The organism is Microbispora sp. CSR-4 (genome assembly GCF_008033685.1).
In the GTDB taxonomy this organism is placed as follows: domain Bacteria; phylum Actinomycetota; class Actinomycetes; order Streptosporangiales; family Streptosporangiaceae; genus Microbispora.
In genome coordinates this window covers 78537-93523 of sequence record NZ_VJVX01000026.1, presented here as the reverse complement: position 1 = coordinate 93523, position 14987 = coordinate 78537, and the positions used below count along the sequence as shown (strand labels likewise).

Below are 14987 nucleotides of genomic sequence, written 5' to 3'. Positions count from 1 at the left end.
GTTGGGAAACAACAGATACAGTGTCCATATCCCGATATTTCCGTCTCATCATGAGAGACACGACCGCGGGGGTCTGAACGCGAGGAGGCGTCACAACCATGGGTCGCACACTGGCTGAGAAAGTCTGGGAGCAGCACGTCGTACGGCGTGCCGAGGGCGAACCCGACCTGCTCTACATCGACCTGCACCTCATCCACGAGGTGACCAGCCCGCAGGCGTTCGACGGCCTCCGCATGGCCGGCCGCACCGTGCGTCGCCCCGAGCTCACGATCGCCACCGAGGACCACAACGTGCCGACCGTGCTCGGGCCGATCTCCGACCCGGTGTCGCGCACGCAGGTCGAGACGCTGCGCAAGAACGCCGCGGAGTTCGGCATCCGCCTGCACCCGATGGGCGACGCAGGTCAGGGCGTGGTGCACATCATCGGCCCGCAGTTCGGACTGACCCAGCCCGGCATGACGATCGTCTGCGGCGACTCCCACACCTCGACCCACGGGGCGTTCGGCGCCATCGCGTTCGGCATCGGCACCTCCGAGGTCGAGCACGTGCTGGCCACCCAGACGCTGCCCGCCTACCGGCCCAAGACGATGGCCATCGAGGTCAAGGGCGAGCTGCCGGTCGGCGTGACCGCCAAGGACCTGATCCTCGCGATCATCGCGAAGATCGGCACCGGCGGCGGCCAGGGCCACATCGTCGAGTATCGCGGCGAGGCCGTGCGCAAGCTCTCCATGGAGGGCCGCATGACCGTCTGCAACATGTCGATCGAGGCAGGCGCGCGGGCGGGCCTGATCGCCCCCGACGAGACCACGTTCGAATACCTGCGTGGCCGTCCGCACGCGCCCTCCGGCGAGGACTGGGACCGGGCCGTCGAATACTGGAAGACGCTGCGCACCGACGACGACGCCGAGTTCGACAAGGTCGTGGAGATCGACGCCGCGACTCTCACGCCGTTCGTCACGTGGGGCACCAACCCGGGCCAGGGCGCGCCGCTCGGCTCCACGGTGCCGTCGCCCGAGCAGTTCGCCGACCCGGTCGAGCGGTCCGCCGCCGAGCGGGCGCTGGAGTACATGGGCCTGACCGCGGGCACGCCGCTGCGCGACATCCAGGTGGACACCGTCTTCGTCGGCTCCTGCACCAACGGCCGCATCGAGGACCTGCGCGCCGCCGCCGAGATCCTGCGGGGCCGCAAGGTCGTCACCCGTACGCTGATCGTCCCGGGCTCCATGGGCGTCAAGAAGGCCGCCGAGGAGGAGGGCCTCCACGAGGTCTTCAAGGCGGCCGGGGCCGAGTGGCGCGAGGCCGGCTGCTCGATGTGCCTGGGCATGAACCCCGACACCCTGAAGCCGGGCGAGCGCAGCGCCTCGACCTCCAACCGCAACTTCGAGGGCCGCCAGGGCAAGGGCGGGCGCACCCCCCTGGTCTCGCCGCAGGTCGCGGCCGCGACCGCGGTGACCGGCCGGCTGCCCGCCCCCGCCGACCTCTAGCCCGCCCGCCCCAGTCCCAGGAAGAGATCATCATGGATGCCTTCACCACCCACACCGGCCGGGCCGTGCCGCTGCGCCGCAGCAACGTGGACACCGACCAGATCATCCCGGCGGTCTGGCTGAAGCAGGTCAGCCGTACGGGCTTCGAGAAGGGCCTGTTCGCCGCCTGGCGCGAGGACCCGTCCTTCGTGCTGAACGACCCGGCGTACGAGGGCGCGTCGATCCTGGTGTCCGGGCCCGACTTCGGCACCGGCTCCTCGCGCGAGCACGCCGTCTGGGCCCTCCAGCAGTACGGCTTCCGCGTCGTGATCGCCTCGCGGTTCGGCGACATCTTCCGCAACAACTCCACGAAGATGGGCCTGCTGCCGGTCGTCCTGCCCGAGGACGTCGTCAAGCGGCTGCAGGACGCGGCCGAGGCCGACCCGAAGACGGAGATCACCGTCGACCTGGTGGAACGCCAGGTGCGCTCGGGCGACATCGTGGCCTCGTTCGAGATCGACGACTACACCCGCTGGCGGCTGATGGAGGGCCTCGACGACATCGGGCTGACCCTGCGTCACGCGGACGCCATCGAGGAGTACGAGAATGGACGGCAGCCATGGCTGCCGACGACCGTCTGAACGATCCTCAGACCGTAGATGAGCTGCTGGCGCGGCGACTGCGTGATGCGCATCGCCGCGTCAGAGCGTTAGCCTTACCACAGGAGGAGCAGGCCCGCCTGGCGCGACGGCTGCTTGCTATCTGTGACGTGGCAAAGCGGGACATAGCCCATGCGGCCGCCCGGCTGGACGCCTTCATCGCCTATCTGGACGGCACATTCGACACGCCGAGCAGGCGAAACATGCCCCATGGTGATTGAAGTCCCGCGACCTCGTCCCCTAATTTCAAGCGCGTAAGGGGGAGGAAACCGAAATGAACAAGAAAGAACTCGTCGACGCGATCACGGATCGTGTCGGCGACAAGAAGACGGCTACCGAGGCCGTCAACGCCGTCCTCGACGCCATCCAGAGCGCTGTCGCGAGCGGGGACAAGGTCTCGATCACCGGCTTCGGCGCCTTCGAGATGGTGCACAAGCCGGCTCGTACCGCCCGCAACCCCTCCACCGGGGATCCGATCAAGGTGGAGGAGAGCTGGGCACCCAGGTTCCGGCCCGGAGCAGATTTCAAGGAGCAGGTCAACGCGGGCGGCAAGGCTGCGAAGAAGAAGTAGCCGGCCCCACCCCGCACCAGTGGACGGCGCTCGGAGCCCCCGGGCGCCGTTCGTCGTTTCCGGGGCCCGCCGACGATGCCGCCGCCGCGTGAGGGCCCCGTGGCGCGGGGGCACTGCGGCGCGGGGGCGCTGTGGCGCGGCTTTTCGTACAGCAGCACAGGTGCCCTGAGGCGCCTGCCGCTTAGGCTGCCGCATGAGGGCCCTGTGGCGCCGGTGGCACGAGGACCCTTCCTTCTTCCCTCTCTGACCTGGGCAAACGTGTGTAATCTCAGGTAGGCGAGTCGTAGGGCGGGTACGCGGGGGTGCCCTCGATCGCGTGCACACGGTCAGACCGGGGGAAGAAGCAGTGCAAGTCGGTCAAAAGTCTGAGACGGCGGCAGCGCGAAAACGCCAGTCAAACTGGGTGCCGCTGGACGTGTTCGACCGGGCGCCGGTCGCGGTGCTGGTGACCGGTGGGGTCGAGCATCGGCTGCGCTATACGAACAACGCCTTCCGGGCGATGTTCGGGCACCGGCCGATCGGGGCGCCGGTGTCGGAGGCTCTCGACGACCTCGTGGGGCATGACACCCTCGCCGCGTTCGACAAGGCGCTGGCGACGGGGCGTACGGTGCGCCTCGACGACGTCTCCACGACCGCGGACGGCGGCGACGGACGGCACGAGCGTCTCTTCCGGGTGAGCCTCTCCCGAGTGCCCCTCCAGCATGGCGGGGGGGGACTTCTGGCGCTGGTCCAGGAGGTCACGGCACAGGCCGCCACCGCGCGGCGGCTGCACGCCATGGAGAAGGAGTTGCGCCGCCTCCGGCGCCGCTACCAGAGCATCATCTGGGCGGGCGCGCACGGGGTGTGGGTGACCGGCCCGCACGGCGAGTCCAGAGAGAGCCATGGCTGGCAGCGGCTGACAGGACAGAGACCGGAGGAGAGTTTCGGCCACGGCTGGATGGAGGCCCTGCACCCCGAAGACCGCGTGTACGCCGAGGAATGGTGGGGCAAGGCCTCCGAGCAGGAGGTCCCGCTCCAAGAGGCGACCTACCGCGTCCGCACCCGCGACGGCGTCTACCGGCACATCCGGTTCCGGGCCGTTCCGGTGCGCGAGAACGGCGCGGTGGTGGAGTGGGTGGGCACCTCAACCGACGTCGAGCAGGAGTGGCAGGAGGAGCGCCGCCGCCGGCTGCTGGAGCGCGCCGCGGCCGCCGCGAGCGACATCACCAACCTGGAGGAGATGTGCCAGGCGCTCGCCGACGTGGTCGTGCCCGAGCTCGCCGACACCTGCGACGTCCATCTGCTTCGCGAGCCGAACGGCGGTCTTCCGTACACGGACGTCATCGTCGCCGAGCGCCTCGGCTGCGCCGTAAGTGAGGGAATACCGACGCTGCCGATGCTGCAGGAGCACTACTCCGCCGAGGTGCTGCGGCGAGCGGTGAGGCAGCGCCGCCCCGCCCAGATGTCCTTCCCCCGTGGACGTCCTCCGTTCCTCTACCCGGAGGCGATCAGCAGGTGGCTCGCCGAGATCGAGGCGCACAACGTTGTCATCCTCCCGATCGTGGTCGAAGGCGAGGTCGCGGCCGTGGTCACGGCCTGCGTCCGCGGGGACCGGCCTCCGATCGGCCAGACCGACATCGACCTGATGGGGCAGATCCTCGATCACACGCACGACGCCATCAGCAATGCTCTGCGCTTCCGGCGCACCCAGCGGGTGGCGCTGGCCCTGCAGCACAGTCTGCTGGCCGAGCCGCCGCATATCCCCGGTCTGGAGCTCGCCGCGCGCTACCAGCCGAGCCCGACCGCCGCCGAGATCGGCGGAGACTGGTACGACGCGTTCGTGCTGCCCGGTGGCGCGGTCAAGCTGGTGATCGGCGACGTGGCCGGGCACGACCTCGCCGCCGCAGTCTGCATGAGCCAGGTGCGCAACATGCTGCGGGCGCTCGCCGTCGATCGTGACGAGTGCCCCGGTGAGGTCCTGCAGCGGCTGAACAGCGCCATGGAGGCCCTGAACGGCGAGACCACGGTCACCTGCGCCCTGACCCGCGTGGAACGGGATGCGGAGGGCCTCTGGGGGCTGGCCTACTCCGCGGCCGGCCACCCGCCGCCGTTGCTGGTGACCGGCGAGGGGGAGGCCCGCTTCCTCCGGGAAGCGGGCAACCCGCTTCTCGGCCTCTGCTACGAGCAGCCGTGGATCAGCGCCGTCGAACCGTTGCCACCGCGCAGCACGCTGCTGCTCTACACCGACGGCCTCGTCGAGCGGCGCGGTGAGGACATCGGCGACGGGCTCGAACGGCTGCGGCGGTGCGCGGAGCCGCTCGCCCGCGAACCGCTGGACCGGTTCTGCGACCAGGTGCTCACCGGGATGCCGGTGACGGGGGAGGACGACGTCGCCATGATCGCGTTACGGGTGCCGATGGAAGGCGGCTACGAGGGAGTCACCTCATAACCGGCCTCACGACCGGGCTCACGACCGGCCTCGTGACCGGCCTCGTGACCGGCCTCGTGACCGGCCTTATGACCGGGGACCGGAGCCGTGGCGGTCCGGGTCGCCGGACGCATCGCCAGGACCAGCATGGCCAGCCCGGCGAAGACGACCGCGGCTGTCAGGCCGGTGACGTGCAGGCCGGCCGTGAACGCCTCCCGTGCGGTGTGCAGCAGGTGCGCGCCCTCGGCGGCGGGAAGGTGCCGGCTCGCGGCGACCGCGCCGGCCAGCGAGTCGGACGTGCCGTCCATCCTGCCGCGGTAGACCACCGAGGCCACCACGCCGAGCAGCGCGAGGCCGAGCGAACCGCCGAAGTAGTTGCCGGTCTCCGACATCGACGCCGCCGAGCCGGCGCGCTCCGGCGGCACGGACCCGACGACCAGCCCGGTGCCCAGCGCGAACAGCGGGCCCGTGCCCAGCGCCAGCACGGTGATGCCGATCACCACCGGCGGCAGGGCACCCGCGCCGCCGACACCGGCGCCGATCAGCAGCAGGCCGCCCACCGCCGACACCGCCAGTCCGCCGGCGATGGCGGTCGTCCGCCTCACCCGGCGGGCCAGCGCCGGCGCCGCCATGGTGCCGGCCGCCGTGCCCAGGCCCATCGGCGCGAACAGCAACGCCGACACGGCCGGGGAGAGGCCCAGCACGCCCTGCAGATACTGGGTCACCATCAGGCCCGTGCCGGCCATGGCCACGCCGGCGAAGACCAGCGCGACGAGCACGGCCGTGAAGGGGCGGTTGCGGAGCAGCCGCAGATCGAGCAGCGGCGCCTCCACCCGCAACTGCCGCCGTACGAACAGGAAGCCCAAGCCCGCGCCCGCGACGAGGGCGCCCGCCGGGACGGCCGGGCCGCTCGCGACGGTCAGTTGCTTGATCCCGAAGACCGTCAGGAGCACCGCCGCGAGCGACAGCACGACGCCGGCCGGGTCGAGCCGTCCGGCCTGGTCGCTGCGGAACTCCGGCAGCAGCACCGGCCCGGCGAGCAGCAGCAACGCCATCGCCGGCACGGCGACCAGGAACACCGATCCCCACCAGAAGTGCTGGAGCAGGAACCCGGCGAGCACGGGCCCGAGCGCGCCGCCGGTGAACTGGCAGGCCGCCCAGATCGCGATGGCCTTGCCCCGCTGCCGTTCGTCGCGGAACATGCTGGTGATCAGGGCGAGCGTGGACGGTGCCAGGGTCGCCCCGGCGACGCCCAGCAGGGCACGCGCGACGATCAGCATCAGCGGATCGGCCGCGAAGGCCGCCGCGACCGACAGCACCAGGAACGCCGCTCCGCCGATCAGCAGCAGCCGCCGGCGGCCGATCCGGTCGCCGAGCGTGCCCATCGTGATGACCAGACCGGCCACCATGAACCCGTAGCTGTCGCTGATCCACAACTGCTCGACGCTGGTGGCTCCCAGGTCGGCGCTCAGCTGCGGCAGCGCGAGGAGCAGCGCCGTCGCGTCGATCGCGACGAGCAGCGCCGGCAGCGCCAGGACGACCAGTCCCAGCCACGCCCGGTTGACTCGCATGTCGAAACTCCCTGTTCTCTCGACGTCTCGCCGATCGGTCGGAGCGGCCGGGAGTTTTTTGACGCGAGTACGTGTCAAGACGGCGGAGCCGGCTCCGACCACCCGGTGGAAGGGCCCCGAGGGGGCTCGCGAACCACGAGGAGAACGAGATGAAGTTCCTGATCAGCCTGCACATCAACCCGGCCGTGCTCGACGCGCTGACCGACGAGGAGCGGGCGGCGATCGGCGAGGGGCACGGCAGGTTCATCGAGGGACTGAAGCGGTCCGGGGAGCTGATCACCACGCAGGCGCTGGTGGACCCGTCGCAGGCCGCGGTGGTGTCCGTACGCGACGGCCAGCCGGTGGTCACCGACGGCCCCTTCCTGGAGGCCAAGGAATATCTGGGCGGCTTCTACCTGATCGACTGCGAGAGCAAGGAGCGGGCGATCGAGCTGGCCGCGCAGATCCCGGACACCGCGATCGAGGGTCTCGGCGTCGAGGTGCGGCAGGTCATGTTCGCCGACGGACAATTGGAGGCATGACAGCACCGGTCATCGAGGACCTGTTACGTGAGCTCACGCCGCAGGTCCTCGGCGCGCTGGTACGGCGGTACGGCCGGTTCGAGGGGTGCGAGGACGCCGTGCAGGAGGCCGTTCTCGCCGCCGCCGTGCAGTGGCCGGCCGAGGGGGTGCCGGACAACCCCCGCGGCTGGCTGTCGACCGTCGCGTCCCGGCGGTTAATCGACCAGATGCGCAGCGACCACGCGCGCCGTGAGCGGGAGTCGGCGACGGCGGCCGTCGAGGTGACACCGGAGGACGTGCCGGACACCGACGACACGCTCGTCCTGCTCTTCTTGTGCTGCCATCCCACGCTGACCGCGGCCTCCCAGGTCGCCCTGACGCTGCGGGCGGTCGGCGGCCTGACCACGGCCGAGATCGCCCGCGCGTTCCTGGTGCCGGAGGCCACGATGGCGGCCAGGATCAGCCGGGCCAAGCAGCGCATCAAGGCCGCCGGCAGCACGTTCGCCATGCCGGGCGGCGCGGAGCTCCACGAGCGGCTCCGCGTCGTCCTGCACGTGCTCTATCTGATCTTCAACGAGGGCTACACCGCCTCATCGGGCAGTGAACTGCACCGCGCCGACCTCGCGCACGAGGCGATCCGGCTGACCCGGATGGTGCACGCCCAGTTGCCCGAGGACGGCGAGGTGACCGGGCTGCTCGCGCTGATGCTGCTGACCCACGCCCGCCGGGAGGCCCGTACGACCCCGTCCGGCGACCTGGTGCCGCTGGACGAGCAGGACCGCGCGAAATGGGATCGCGGGCTGATCGACGAGGGCATCGAGCTGATCAAGGCTGCGCTGGCCGGCCCCGAGCTGGGGCCCTACAAACTGCAGGCCGCCATCGCCGCCACGCACGCCGACGCGGCCACGGCCGAGGAGACCGACTGGCCGCAGGTGCACGCCCTCTATCTGATCCTGGAGCGGATCGCACCCAACCCGATGGTCACCCTCAACCGGGCGATCGCGCTCGCCGAGATCGAGGGCCCGAAGGCCGGGCTGGCCCTGCTGTCCACGCTGGACGGGGACGAGCGGATGGCCGGGCACCACCGGCTGCTGTCCGTGCGCGCGCATCTGCTGGAGAAGACCGGCGACACGGCCGGGGCGTACGAGCACTACCGGCGCGCCGCGAAGGCCACGGCCAGCATGGCCGAGCAGCGCTACCTGGAGTCCCGGGCCAGGCGGGTGCGGCCGTAGCCGCCGCCCCGCCCGCTCAGACCCCCAGGAGGTGCCGGAGGACCAGCAGCCCGATCTCCAGCCCCAGGTGCATGCCGACGCCGGCCTCGGCGGAGCCCGCCAGGGCGAGGGCGAGAGGCATCAGGACGGGGAACAGGACACGAGCCGTCCGGTGCAGGATCTGCGGCAGCGTGAACGGAACGGAAATCGTGATCGTCATGACGGACCTCCTGTCCCGTGCCGGGAGTGCGGCACGGATGAGAACCCGTCACCTCGCGTGACAGCGGGCGGCGACCGCCTCGACGACGCCGGGGCTTCGCGTCGCGGGGAAGGCGACGGGATGGGATGGTTCTGGGCTACTGCCGGATGTCATCCCGATCACCTCCTCGGTGTCGTACGGCGGCGCGTAGAGCCTCTCCAGTAGAACCCCGGCCGGGTGATCGGGTCAAACCCGCCCCAGGTCAGGGCCCAGGTCAGGGCCCAGGTCAGGGTCAGGGCTCAGTTCAGGAGGGTGAAAGCGGGGAGAGCGTCTCGCGGGCGACAGGTCCGCGGCCCAGGCGTCGGGGGTGCTCGCTCATCGGCGGCCACCGGAGACCGGGTCTGCCTGATCAGACCGACTCGGAAGCTCCCATCAGGCGATGACCGGCGCGCTGGGGGAGCCGAACCCGCGCAGCAGGGTGTCCACGACCCGGGTCGCGAGGGCCTCGGCGTCCCGGCTTTGGGAGTCGCCGTCGGATGTGCTCCCGGACGTGCCTCCAGACCTGTCCCCGGCCCTGCCCTGAACCCCGCTCTCAGACCCGTCCTCGGACACGCCTCCGGATGTGCCCCAGGCCCCGTCCCCGGACCCGTTTTCGGACGTGCCCTCGGCCCCGCCCTGAGACCCGCCCTCGGACACGCCTCCGGACGTGTCTCTGGACGTGTCTCTGGCCGCGCTCTCGGCGGCGGCCTCGTGGATGAGGGCGTAGTAGACGCGGCGGGTCCAGTCGATGTCGGCGTCGGGACGCAGCACACCCGCTTCACGGGCCCGGCGGAGCAGCCGCTCGCAATCGTCGCGGACCTTCGCGTGCACGCGGGCGGCCTCGGGGTGGGCGTCGTCGGCCGTACGGTTCATGGCGAACCACCAGTCCGTCTTCACCCGCAGGACGTTGGCGGTCACCTGGTAGAGCGCGACGAGGGGCGGCGTGCTGTCCGCGTGGGCCGACTCGACGGCCTCGGCGAACCGGCGGGCGGCCCAGCCGGTGAGCTCCTCCACCAGGGCCTCGCGGGTGGCGAAACGGCGGTGGACGGTCGTGCGGGCGACCCCGGCCGCCTGGGCGACCTGCTCCATGGTCGCCGCCGGATTGGCGGCGAACACCCGCTCGGCCGCCTCCAGGATCGTCCGCACGGTCCGCTCGGAGTCGGCCCGGAGCGGGCGCTTTCCGAGCTGCGAAGGCTGCTGGGCTTTCGGCACCGTCACATGCTACCGGCAGGATTCAGCTCGCTCATGACTTGCAACATTTATGTAGCAAGTTATAGCTTCATTGCGTCATTCAAGTTGCGAAAAGCGCGGAGGGGTGCGCCATGGACATGGGACTCAAGGGACGTACGGCGCTGGTCACCGGTGCCAGCCGGGGCATCGGGCTGGCGGTCGTCGCGGCGCTCGCCGCGGAGGGCGTCCGCGTGGTGGCGGCGGCGCGGAACGTCAGCGCGGAGCTGAAGGAGACCGGCGCGATCGCCGTTCCGGTGGACCTCTCGACGCCCGAGGGCCCGGCGCACCTGGTCGAGCTTGCGGTGGCAGAGCTGGAGGAGGGTCTCGATCTGCTCGTCAACAATGTGGGCGGCGGGGACCCCGGCGTGAACGGCGTGCGGGGATTCCTCGGCTTCGCGGATGACGAGTGGCTCTCGTGGTTCGACCTCAACTTCTTCGCCGCCGTACGGACGACTCGCGCCGCGCTGCCCGCCGTCGTGCGCCGCCGCGGTGTGATCGTGAACATCTCCTCGAACGGCGCCCGCATGCCGCACGTGGGCCCGCTGCCGTACACCACGGCGAAGGCGGCGCTCACGGCGTTCGGCAAGGCCCTGGCGGAGGAGTTCGGGCCGCAGGGGGTGCGGGTGAACACGGTCTCGCCCGGCGCGGTCCGCACCGCAATGTGGGAGGCGCCCGACGGCTACGGCGCCGAGCTGGCTGCGGCGCTCGGAGTGTCGCACGAGCAGTTTCTGGCCGGGCTGCCGGCCCGGGCGGGCATGACCACGGGACGGCTGGTCGAACCGGCGGAGGTGGCGGCCCTCGTGACCTACCTCGCCTCACCGCGCGCGGCGAGCGTCAACGGCGCGGACCTGGTGATCGACGGAGGAGCGCTCAAGACCGTCTGACGCGCCAACGCCCGAAACGCGGGAGACTCCGGGGGCCCGAGACGCGGCGCCGGACACGTGGCGCGCCGGGACTGAGCGCCGGGACTGAGGGGGCGGGAGACCCAGGGCGTCGCAAGCTCGGCGGGCCGCGGACTCAGGGCGCCGGAGACTCCGGGGGCCCGAGACGCGGCGCCGGACACGTGGCGCGCCGGGACTGAGCGCCGGGACTGAGGGGGCGGGAGACCCAGTGCGCCGGAGACCCGGAGGACAGGAGACGGAGCGCCGGAGACTCAGGGCGTCGGGAACGTGGAGAGCGTCACGTAGGTGACGCGGTCGTCCGCCATGACGAGGGCGACCCGCTGGCCGGGGCGCAGGTGGCGCAGCGGCCCGGCGTCGAACGCCTCGCCGTCGAACGGGATCCGGGTGCCGTCGTCGAGGAAGACCCAGCCCGAGCGGGTCGCGGGGTCGAAGCTCTGCACCGTCGCCTGCACGCCGCAAGCCTACCGCTGTGCGTGGAAAATCCTTTGACCAGCGAATCCTCCGGCTGCCAGCATGGCCCGCCATGACCGAGGCAGTGGCGAGGAGCCTGTGGCGCGTGCGTGACTTCCGGCGATACGCCGGGGCCGACGCGATCAGCAAGCTCGGCAGCGAGGTATCCCTGGTCGCCCTGCCGCTCACGGCGGCGCTCACCCTGCACGCGAGCCCGTTCGAGGTGGGGCTGCTCACCGCCGCCGAGATGGTGGCGTTCCTGCTGGTCGGCCTGCCCGCCGGAGCGTGGGTGGACCGCATGCGGCGCCGTCCGGTGCTGGTCGCCGCCGACGTGGTCCGCGCCCTGGCGCTGCTGTCGATCCCGGCCGCGGCCCTGCTCGGAGTGCTCGGCCTGCCGCAGATGTACGCCGTGGCCTTGGTGAACGGGCTGTGCACGGTCTTCTTCGATGTCGCCCACCAGAGCTATCTCCCGTCCATCGTCGGCCGGGAGGACCTCGCCCGCGGGCACGGCACGCTCGCCGCGAACCAGTCGCTCGCCCAGCTCTCCGGCCCGGGGATCGGCGGCTGGCTGGTGCAGGCGCTCACCGCCCCGATCGCGGTGGTCGCCGACGCCCTCAGCTACGCGGGGTCCGCGCTGCTGCTCCTCGGCGTACGCGCGGACGAGCAGCCCGGTGAGAAAGCCCTGAGAGACAGAGACGTCAGGGGCGGCGCCCGGCTGTGGCCGGAGATCGCCGAGGGCCTGCTGTTCGTCGCCGGGCAGCCCGTCCTGCGCCGGGTGGCCGCCGTCGGGGCGTTGATGATGCTGACGTTCGGCCTGTGGTCGGCCACGGTGCCGCTCTACATGGTCCGCGAGGTCGGCGTCAGCCCCGGCACGTACGGCATGCTGCTGTCGGCCGGAGCGGTGGGCGGGGTGGCCGGGGCCTGGCTCGCCCCGCGGATCACGGCCCGCGTCGGCACGGGCCGGGCCATGTACGGCTCGGCCTGGGCGGCCACGGTCTGCATAGCCCCGCTCGCGCTGACGGCGGCGGGCCCGCGCCTGCTGATCCTGCCGGCGGCCCTGGCGGCCAGTGGGGTGGCGACCACCGTGTTCAGCGTGGCGCAGGGGGCCTACCGCCAGTCGATCTGCCCGCCGCACCTGCTCGGCAGGCTGAGCGCCACGATGCGGTTCCTGATGTGGGGTCCGATGCCGCTCGGCGGCCTGCTGGCGGGCACGCTGGGGCAGCTCGCCGGGGTGCGCGTCGCGTTCTGGACCGCCTGCGGGGCCTACACGCTCGCCCATCTGCCGGTCCTGCTCGCGCCGCGGATCCGCGCGGTCTCCTAACCCTCCTCGCGCTCCTCGCCGGGCTCCGGCTCACCGATGTAGGAGGCGAGCCCGCGCAGGATGATCTCCAGGCCGAGCTCGAACCGGTAGTCGTTCGACTCGTCCATCATGATGTCGGCGAGCGCCACCAGGTTCGGGAACCGGTCGGGCGGCAGCGAGGCGAAGTAGCCGTTGATCTCCTCGCGCAGCTTGTCCCACGAGCCCTGCGACTCGCGGTAACGCTCCTGCCAGACGGTCTCCTCCAGCGCGAACCCGTTGATGTAGGTGGACAGCAGGTCGCCGGAGATGGCCAGCACGTGCCGCGGAATCCCGGCGGCGGCGAAGACCGCCAGCAGCCGCTCGACGTAGGGGAGCAGCTCCGGGGTGAACGGCACGTGGCCCATGGCGAGCTTCGGCAGGTCGCGATGGCTCAGCATCCGCTCACGCGCCTGGCGGGCGAAGTCCTTGACCTGCTCCCGCCAGTGCTCGGGGTCGGGCTCGGGAACGTCGTAGCCCTCGAACATGCGGGTGTACATGAGCTGCAACAGTTCGTCCTTGTCGCGTACGTGGACGTACAGCGCCGAGACGGCGACCCCGAGTTCGGCGGCGACCTGCCGCATGCTCAGCCGGTCGTATCCATCACGGTCGAGAACCGTGTAGGCGGCGTCGACGATCCGCTCGCGGGTGAGTGGCACCCTGGCGGGCGTACGTCGCCTGGGCGGACGCTCCCACGGCGGTGTGGGCATGTCCGGCTGTGTCATGAAGGACCTCCCGCTGTTCCGCCCATGCTAATGAACACCGCTCCGCTTCCACGAACACCGCTCTCTCAACGAGATATATCTTGTGTGGCGCCGAAACGAGATATATCGTGGTGAACATCGAACTTGGCGCTGAACACTGATCGGTGATAGAACAGCGCTCACTTTACTATGAACACTGTTCAGTTTCAGGGAGGGATGATGTCGGAACCCATCACGGCGACCGCGCCGGCGTCGCCGGTGGCGGGGGCGCCGTACCGCTGGCGCTGGGCGGCGCTCTTCGTGATCCTCGCCGGAGAGGTCATGGACCTTCTCGACGCGATGGTCACCAACATCGCGGCGCCCGAGATGCGCGCCGACCTGGGCGGCTCCGAGGCCGTCATCCAGTGGCTCGGCGCCGCCTACACGCTTTCGATGGCCGTGGGGCTGATCACCGGCGGGCGGCTCGGGGACATCTTCGGCCGCAGGCGCATGTTCTTGATCGGAGCCGCCGGGTTCACCGTGGGATCCCTGCTGTGCGCCGTCGCGCAGTCGCCCGAGGTGCTGATCGGCGCCCGGGTGATCCAGGGCCTGTTCGGCTCGGTCATGCTGCCCCAGGGCCTCGGAATGATCAAGGAGATGTTCCCGCCCGCCGAGATGGGCAAGGCGTTCGGGATGTTCGGGCCGGTCATGGGGTTGTCGGCCGTCGGCGGCCCGATCCTCGCCGGCTGGCTCGTGACGGCCGACTTCTGGGGCACGAGCTGGCGGATGATCTTCCTGATCAACCTGCCGCTCGGCCTGGCCGCGCTGCTCGCCGGAATGCGCTTCCTGCCCGAGTCGCGATCGCCGCAGCCGCCGCGGCTCGACCTGGCCGGGGTCGCGCTCGCGTCCGTGGGCGCCTTCCTGGTGATCTACCCGCTGGTGCAGGGCCGCGAGAACGACTGGCCCGCGTGGGCGTTCGTCATGCTCGCCGCGTCGGTGCTCGTGTTCGCCGTCTTCGGCTGGTTCCAGTCCCGCCGCAGCCGCGCGGGCGGCGACCCCCTGATCGTGCCGAGCCTGTTCCGCAAGCGCGCGTTCACCGGGGGCCTGTTCACCGGCATGGTGTTCTTCTCCGGCATGGCCGGGTTCATGCTGGCCTTCAACCTCTACTGCCAGCTGGGGCTCGGCTACTCGCCGCTCAAGGCGGGGCTCGCGATGGTGCCCTGGTCGGGCGGCATGATCCTCGGGTTCGGGCTCGCGCAGGGGCTGCAGAAGTTCGGGCGCAAGCTGCTCCAGGGCGGCACCCTGCTCATGACGCTGGGCGTGCTCGGCGTCGTGCTCACGCTGAACCTCGCGGGCATGCACGTCAGCCCCTGGCAGCTCGCCCCCGCGCTGATCGTCAGCGGCATCGGCATGGGCCTGCTGATGTCGCCCTTCTTCGACATCGTGCTCGCCGGCGTGGAGGAGCACGAGACGGGCTCGGCGTCCGGCACGCTGACGGCGGTGCAGCAGCTCGGCAACGCGTTCGGCGTGGCCCTGCTCGGCACGGTCTTCTTCGACCTGCTCGGCGACGTCCCCACCGCCGGGAGCTTCGACCAGGCCATGAAGATCACCCTGTGGGTGGTGGCCGGAATGCTCCTGCTCACCTTCGTCGTGGCCTTCCTCCTGCCCAAGCAGGCCCGCGAGAACGCGGAGGCGGCCCACTGACACGACGTCACGGGCGGCCACGCCGGAGCGGGGGCTCGGCGCGGCCGCCCTTCTGACGTCAG

General features: G+C 71.1%; 15 protein-coding genes. 10 read left to right on the top strand and 5 right to left on the bottom strand.

The window, feature by feature from the left end:
* Nucleotides 1-98: 98 nt before the first annotated feature.
* The 5 genes from leuC to FLV34_RS20285 all read left to right on the top strand — a co-directional run bounded on the left by leuC (nt 99) and on the right by FLV34_RS20285 (nt 5121).
* Entirely contained in the window at nt 99-1484 is a 1386-nt protein-coding gene (gene leuC, locus FLV34_RS20305; RefSeq protein ID WP_147943799.1) for a 3-isopropylmalate dehydratase large subunit, read from the top strand.
* 32 nt (nt 1485-1516) lie between these two features.
* Nucleotides 1517-2104 (top strand): 3-isopropylmalate dehydratase small subunit, encoded by a 588-nt coding sequence (gene leuD / locus FLV34_RS20300; RefSeq protein WP_142646074.1) that lies wholly within the window; start codon nt 1517-1519, stop codon nt 2102-2104.
* Nucleotides 2083-2343: a hypothetical protein gene (locus FLV34_RS20295; RefSeq protein ID WP_147943798.1), complete on the top strand. Its 261-nt coding sequence runs from the start codon at nt 2083-2085 to the stop codon at nt 2341-2343. Before leuD ends, FLV34_RS20295 begins: the two co-directional genes overlap by 22 nt.
* Before the next feature lie 53 nt (nt 2344-2396).
* The gene (locus FLV34_RS20290; RefSeq protein ID WP_142562214.1) at nt 2397-2693 is read left to right on the top strand and encodes an HU family DNA-binding protein; all 297 of its coding nucleotides are present in this window, start codon (nt 2397-2399) and stop codon (nt 2691-2693) included.
* A 403-nt stretch (nt 2694-3096) separates the two neighbouring features.
* A complete protein-coding gene (locus FLV34_RS20285; RefSeq protein ID WP_261985845.1) occupies nt 3097-5121 on the top strand; it encodes a SpoIIE family protein phosphatase in 2025 nt (674 codons plus the stop codon).
* On the opposite strand, the gene FLV34_RS20280 is transcribed toward FLV34_RS20285, so the two are convergent.
* Nucleotides 5100-6671, bottom strand: coding sequence for an MFS transporter (locus FLV34_RS20280; protein WP_147943796.1), 1572 nt, complete (start codon nt 6669-6671; stop codon nt 5100-5102). The two genes, FLV34_RS20285 and FLV34_RS20280, sit on opposite strands and share 22 nt — an antisense overlap.
* A gap of 149 nt (nt 6672-6820) precedes the next feature.
* Between FLV34_RS20280 and FLV34_RS20275 the strand changes: the two genes are divergently transcribed.
* Nucleotides 6821-7192 (top strand): YciI family protein, encoded by a 372-nt coding sequence (locus tag FLV34_RS20275; protein WP_142646071.1) that lies wholly within the window; start codon nt 6821-6823, stop codon nt 7190-7192.
* A complete protein-coding gene (locus FLV34_RS20270; RefSeq protein ID WP_142646070.1) occupies nt 7189-8403 on the top strand; it encodes an RNA polymerase sigma factor in 1215 nt (404 codons plus the stop codon). Before FLV34_RS20275 ends, FLV34_RS20270 begins: the two co-directional genes overlap by 4 nt.
* Nucleotides 8404-8419: 16 nt before the next feature.
* Here the strand turns inward: FLV34_RS20270 and FLV34_RS20265 are convergent, their stop codons facing one another.
* On the bottom strand, nt 8420-8602 hold the full coding sequence (locus tag FLV34_RS20265) for a hypothetical protein (protein WP_142646069.1): 183 nt from the start codon (nt 8600-8602) through the stop codon (nt 8420-8422).
* A gap of 411 nt (nt 8603-9013) precedes the next feature.
* Nucleotides 9014-9832 (bottom strand): TetR family transcriptional regulator, encoded by an 819-nt coding sequence (locus FLV34_RS42570; protein WP_261985844.1) that lies wholly within the window; start codon nt 9830-9832, stop codon nt 9014-9016.
* A 110-nt stretch (nt 9833-9942) separates the two neighbouring features.
* On the opposite strand from FLV34_RS42570, the gene FLV34_RS20255 reads away from it, so the two are divergent.
* Nucleotides 9943-10734 (top strand): SDR family oxidoreductase, encoded by a 792-nt coding sequence (locus FLV34_RS20255; RefSeq protein ID WP_142646068.1) that lies wholly within the window; start codon nt 9943-9945, stop codon nt 10732-10734.
* Between the two features lie 269 nt (nt 10735-11003).
* On the opposite strand, the gene FLV34_RS20250 is transcribed toward FLV34_RS20255, so the two are convergent.
* Nucleotides 11004-11204, bottom strand: a complete 201-nt coding sequence (locus FLV34_RS20250) for a hypothetical protein (protein ID WP_142617359.1) — start codon at nt 11202-11204, stop codon at nt 11004-11006.
* A gap of 71 nt (nt 11205-11275) precedes the next feature.
* Between FLV34_RS20250 and FLV34_RS20245 the strand changes: the two genes are divergently transcribed.
* Entirely contained in the window at nt 11276-12523 is a 1248-nt protein-coding gene (locus FLV34_RS20245) for an MFS transporter (RefSeq protein WP_147943795.1), read from the top strand.
* Here the strand turns inward: FLV34_RS20245 and FLV34_RS20240 are convergent.
* Nucleotides 12520-13263 carry a TetR/AcrR family transcriptional regulator gene (locus FLV34_RS20240; protein WP_147943794.1) on the bottom strand — a complete coding sequence of 248 codons (744 nt, stop codon included), beginning with the start codon at nt 13261-13263 and terminating at the stop codon, nt 12520-12522. The genes FLV34_RS20245 and FLV34_RS20240 overlap by 4 nt on opposite strands.
* Nucleotides 13264-13461: 198 nt before the next feature.
* Here FLV34_RS20240 and FLV34_RS20235 point away from each other — a divergent pair, with 198 nt between their 5' ends.
* A complete protein-coding gene (locus FLV34_RS20235; protein WP_147943793.1) occupies nt 13462-14925 on the top strand; it encodes an MFS transporter in 1464 nt (487 codons plus the stop codon).
* Nucleotides 14926-14987 lie beyond the last annotated feature (62 nt).